This is a genomic window from Endozoicomonas sp. ONNA2 (assembly GCF_024606365.1).
Taxonomy (GTDB): Bacteria; Pseudomonadota; Gammaproteobacteria; order Pseudomonadales; family Endozoicomonadaceae; genus Endozoicomonas.
Window position 1 is genome coordinate 1 of record NZ_JAHHPO010000216.1, and the last position, 5558, is coordinate 5558.

Annotated in this window: 3 protein-coding genes and 1 pseudogene; all 4 read left to right on the forward strand. The window is 49.8% G+C overall.

Annotated features, from left to right (window positions below):
• Positions 1-306, forward strand: a pseudogene (locus KDK14_RS04025) (hypothetical protein); the annotation flags it as partial.
• Positions 300-644, forward strand: coding sequence for a hypothetical protein (locus KDK14_RS04030; protein WP_257263735.1), 345 nt, complete (start codon positions 300-302; stop codon positions 642-644). The pseudogene KDK14_RS04025 and the gene KDK14_RS04030, both read left to right, overlap by 7 nt.
• A 175-nt stretch (positions 645-819) precedes the next feature.
• On the forward strand, positions 820-4503 hold the full coding sequence (gene pglX / locus KDK14_RS04035; RefSeq protein WP_257263736.1) for a BREX-1 system adenine-specific DNA-methyltransferase PglX: 3684 nt from the start codon (positions 820-822) through the stop codon (positions 4501-4503).
• Between the two features lie 10 nt (positions 4504-4513).
• Positions 4514-5558, forward strand: a 1045-nt coding sequence (locus KDK14_RS04040; RefSeq protein ID WP_257263737.1) for an ATP/GTP-binding protein, incomplete at its 3' end; no start/stop codon positions are given.

The following is a 5558-nucleotide window of genomic DNA, read 5'->3' on the forward strand; positions in this document are numbered from 1 at the left end:
GAAGCACGAATTCGTGATTCAATGAATGTCCGTACAGCCGATTCTAGCGCCCTGATCATTGTGACTACCCATAGTCCTATGGTTTTGAATTACCTTGAAGATGAAGTTGCCAAAAAATCAGTCGTACTGATTTATAAGCGACAGGATGGAAAGTCCAGAGCCATACCCTTTTTCAATATCCCTTCTGTGCTGAAAAAATTGAACTGTCTCGCACCTGGGGAAGCCATGCTTGATGTTTATCTTGATGATGTTATTGAGCAAGCCAGTGAATTATTCATTTCCCTGTCAAAGGGGGCTGAATGTTAACTCGTGTTGTTGTTTCCGGTGAGGGCATTACTGATATGGGGCTTGCCATGGTGCCCAAGCCGACATCCGAAGCCTGGTGGTATTGTCATGCAAAGGAAGTGCCTTATCAGAATGGTGGCCAGTTGGAAACGACGCTTTCCGGCAACCAGGATTCCCCCGATCGTTCACCAAAACAGTTGCTGGCAGCGGCATTAAAGATTGAACGAACGAACCGTGAGTTGCTTTGCCAATTGGTACTGGAGATAGAGCTGGAGCAAATGGATATGCCCAGCTTTAACCAGTTCAGAGACGACGTGAAGCAAGCTATTCAAAATATTTGCGGCTCGGTAACCGAGTAGCAACATCAACCCATCTTTATAACCTTCCACTCGTTCCCACGGTCCCCGTGGGAATGCATACCTGAACCTGACCTGTGTACCACGCTCCTGCGGAGTTTGTCGTCACTCACCGTATGCATTCCCACAGGGAGCGTGGGAACGAGGCGTCGAGCCGTGGAAACAACGGAACCCACCAATGAACACCTCCAACCTGAAAAAATACGCGCCTAAAGCTCGTCGTGAGTTTATGGAAGCGGTTACCCGTCGTTTGAATCTGTTGGGTATCAGTGCCGATAAAAAAGGCCATTTGCACATCTCTGAGCCGGTGATCAGTGGCTCGGTGATGCAGATTGATGGCAACTCTTTTGACAGCCAGCTGGCCCGGCCCCGGAACCGGTTGGTGGCGCGGTGCGAAACCCTCGGTTTGCAACAGCTGGTGGAGCAGATGGCGTATACCTGGTTTAACCGGCTTTGTGCCATTCGTTTTATGGAGCTGCACGACTATCTGGACCATGGGTTGCGGGTGCTTTCTCATCCGACCAGTGAGAAGGGTTTTGAAATTCTTGACCATGCCCAGGATGCCGCCGAGGAGCTGGGGCTGGACCGTGGCCGGGTGGTGGAGCTGAAACTGGCGGGCAATAAAGATGAGCAGCTCTATCGGGAACTGCTGCTGGGCCAGTGCCATAAACTGCACGAAGCGATGCCGTTTCTGTTTGAAGCGCTGGACGACGACACCGAACTGCTGCTGCCCGATAACCTGACCCGCACCGACTCCATTCTGCGCGGGTTGGTGGATAGCGTACCGGAAGCGGACTGGCAGCCGGTGGAGGTGATTGGCTGGCTCTACCAGTTCTATATCTCTGAGAAAAAGGATCAGGTGATCGGCAAGGTGGTGAAGAGCGAAGATATTCCCGCCGCTACCCAGCTGTTTACCCCCAACTGGATTGTCAAATATCTGGTGCAGAACTCGGTTGGGCGACAGTGGTTGCAAACCTATCCGGATTCCGCCATTAAAAGCCAGATGGAATACTATATCGAACCGGCGGAGCAGACGCCGGAAGTGGTGGCACAGCTGAAAGCCATCACCCCCGATGCCATTGATCCGGAAACCATCAAAGTGCTTGACCCGGCCTGTGGCTCCGGTCATATCCTGATTGAAGCCTACAATGTGCTCAAGGCGATTTACGAGGAACGGGGCTACCGCAGCCGGGATATTCCCCAGCTGATTCTGGAGAACAATCTGTTTGGGCTGGATATTGATGACCGTGCCGCCCAGCTGGCGGGTTTTGCCCTGATGATGATGGCGCGGGAGGATGACAAGCGGATTTTCAGCCGTAATGTGAAACTGAATGTGCTTGCTTTGCAGGAGAGTGCGGGCATTGATCTGGATAAACTGTGGCAGGCGCTGAACCTTAGTGGTGACTGGCAGACCGGCGCTTCATCACAACTGTTTGCAGATACTCCGGACTCCGTTCATCCTGAGCCTGTCGAAGGATGGGAGCACCACCCTTCGGCTTCGCTCAGGATGAACGGAGATAGTACGTTTAAGCTGTTGCAAACGACACTGGATCGATTTGTGGAGGCGAAAACTTTTGGTTCGTTGATTGAGGTGCCTGCAGACGATTTGGATGGGTTGCAAGAGCTGTTCGCCACATTGAATGAGCTGGCTGAAAATGGCGACTCTATGCAGAAACCGGCTGTAAAACGGCTGTTGCCGTTTGTGCATCAGGCAGTGTTGTTGGCGCAGCGGTATGATGCGGTGGTGGCGAATCCGCCGTATATGGGCAGCAAAGGGATGAATGCTGCGCTGAAGGATTTTGCTAAAAAGCAGTATCCCAATAGTAAATCTGATTTGTTTGCCATTTTTATGGAACATGCTTTTAGCTTGCTGAATGACAATGGTTTTAATGCTCAGGTGAATATGCAGTCGTGGATGTTCTTGTCTAGCTACGAGAAGCTGCGGGAATGGCTGTTAGATACCAAAACGTTTGTGACTATGGCGCATCTGGGAGCAAGGGCTTTTAGTCAGATTTCCGGTGAGGTTGTCCAGACAACGGCCTGGATTGTGCGTAACAGGCATCTGGAACATTATCAGCCAGTATTTTTCCGTTTGATTGAAGGGAGCGAGGAAACCAAAAGAGCGGCTCTGTTAAAACGAGAATTTCGTTTTACTGGTACACAGCAGGAAGACTTCAAAAAAATCCATGGGAGCCCTGTTGTATATTGGTTTTCAATAGATGTTTTGAAAGCATTTTCTTCTTCATCTTTTGGTGATTTTTTTCAAACAGAAGGACAGAATAAAACCACAAATAATGATAAATTTTTAAGATTTATCTGGGAGGTTAATTCTAATCATATTGGTATTCAAAAGAGATGGCTGCCATGCGCAAAAGGTGGTTCCTTCAGAAAGTGGTATGGAAATTTAGAGCACATTATAGACTGGTCAGAAGATAGTCGTAGGTTTTATAGAAAAGATCACAGTGCAAGAATCGTGGATGAAAAGTATTGGTATTTGAAAGGAATCACTTGGACTGATGTTACGTCATCTTCGACAGCCTTTCGATATCTTGAAGAAGGTTATACGTACGAAACTACAGGCCCCACTCTCTTTTTGCACTCAAATATTTCAGAAGCAAGTGCTTTAGCTTTTTTGAACTCAAAAGCAATAGAAGTAATTATAAAAGGATTAAACCCTACTCTGCATGTTAAAATTCGTGATATTCGTGCATTACCTTTTTCTCCAAAATCACTAACTAATAGTGTAGAGGTGTTATCAAATAAATTGATTGATATTTCGAAAATAGACTGGAATACAAGGGAGTCTGCATCAGATTTTAAAAACAGTCCACTGCGTGATGCTGATTGTCAAAAACGAACAATTAAAGAGAGTTTCGATACTTGGCAAACAAAAAATCAGCAATTCATTGCTGAAATGCAGATGCTGGAAGAAGATAACAACCGAATCTTTATTGATACTTATGGTTTTCATAATGAGATTTCACCTCAAGTACCGCTTGAGCAGGTTAGTCTGACGGTTAATCCCTTCTACCGGTATGACAGTAAGGGCATTACTGAAAAAGATCTGGAAAATCATTTTCAGTCCGACTCGCTATGTGAGCTGATTAGTTATGCTCTCGGCTGCATGATGGGCCGCTACTCCCTCGACCGTGAAGGCCTGGTCTACGCCCACGCCGCCAACGAAGGCTTCAACGAACTGGTCACCGAAGGCGCCTACCAAACCTTCCCGGCCGACGACGATGGCATTATTCCCCTGACCGATCAGGAATGGTTTAAGGACGATGCCACCAACCGCTTCCGGGACTTTGTCAAAACCGTCTGGGGCGAAGACCACTTGCAGGAGAACCTCGATTTCGTAGCGGAATCCCTCTGCCTCCACGCCATCAAACCCAAGAAAGGAGAAGCTGCATTAGCCACCATTCGCCGCTACCTCTCCAGCCAGTTCTATAAGGACCATCTGAAAACCTATAAAAAACGCCCCATCTACTGGCTGTTCAGCTCCGGCAAACAGAAAGCCTTTGAGTGCCTGGTCTACCTGCACCGCTACCACGAAGGCACCCTGGCCCGCATGCGCACCGAGTACGTCACCCCGCTGCTGGGCAAGTACGACGCCTACCTGGACCAGCTGGAAAACCAGGTCAACCACGCCAGCTCCACCAGCGATGCCAACCGCCTGAAAAAAGAGCGGGCTGCCCTGACCAAAAAACAGGTCGAGCTGCGCAGCTTCGATGATAAACTGAAGCACTACGCCGACCGCCGCATCGCCCTGGATCTGGACGATGGGGTGAAGGTGAACTACGGTAAGTTCGGTGATTTGCTGGCAGAAGTGAAGGCTGTGACCGGTTCGGCACCAAAGTCATAAGGAGATAATTATGTTTGAACGGCTGGTTCTGGATAACTTTGGTGCGTTCAAAAAGGCGGAGTTCCAGTTTTCTGCAGGAGTAAATGTGTTTATCGGGGCCAATGGCACCGGTAAAACCCATCTGATGAAATTGATCTACTGCCTGCAGCAGCAGGGGCACGATGCAGATGCCCTGGAAAAGAAACTGGTGAATGTGTTTCGGCCGGGCAAGGGGAATATCTCCCGGCTGGTGCATCGTCCCCGGGGTTCCGATACCGCCGTGGTGACCCTGAAAACCACTGACGGTAAAAAGCTGAAACTCTCTTTTGACAATACCCGGCACCATAATTTCAAGGTGAGCGGTTCCCTGGCCACGGCAGATGCGCCGGTGTATATCCCGGTAAAGGAGGTGCTCTCCTTTGCGCCGGGGTTTGTCTCCCTGTATGACAAGTATGAGCTGGCCTTTGAAGAGGTCTATTACGACATTATCAAGCAGGCCTATCTACCGGTGCGTAAAGGAATGCCCCTGAACAATGAGCAGCCGCTGCTGGAGCTGATCCGTAAAACCGTGGGAGGCAAGGTGACCCTCAGCGGTGAGGAGTTTCAGCTGAGTGCCGGTAACAGCAAGCTGGAGATCTCCCTGGTGGCGGAAGGGCATCGCAAGCTGGCGCTGATCTGGCAGCTGATTCATAACGGCTCGCTGTTTGCCAACAATACCCTGTTCTGGGATGAGCCGGAGGCCAATCTGAACCCGTCTTTGATGCAGGATGTGGCGAAGGTGCTGCTGATGCTGGCAGAACGTGGCGTGCAGGTGTTTGTGGCGACCCATAATTATGCCTTTCTGCGGGAGCTGGATTTTGCCAAAGGCGAGGTGGCGACCCGGTATTTTGCCCTGGAAAAAGACGATCAGCAGGGGGTGGTTCCCCACGCCTGGGAGCAGTACCGGGATATTACCCCGAATAAGATCGCCGAAGAGTATCAGCGGCTTTATGATCTGGAGATTCAGAACTCCCTCGGGGGTGTTAAGGAGTGGTCTAAAAATAACTTTCCCATTTTAAACTCAGTGTTCCTGATGA

What these genes read in the sequence shown, in the direction of transcription:
- KDK14_RS04030 (WP_257263735.1), top strand. Translation starts at nt 300, where the DNA reads ATGTTAACTCGTGTTGTTGTTTCCGGTGAGGGCATTACTGATATGGGG.
- pglX (WP_257263736.1), top strand. Translation starts at nt 820, where the DNA reads ATGAACACCTCCAACCTGAAAAAATACGCGCCTAAAGCTCGTCGTGAG.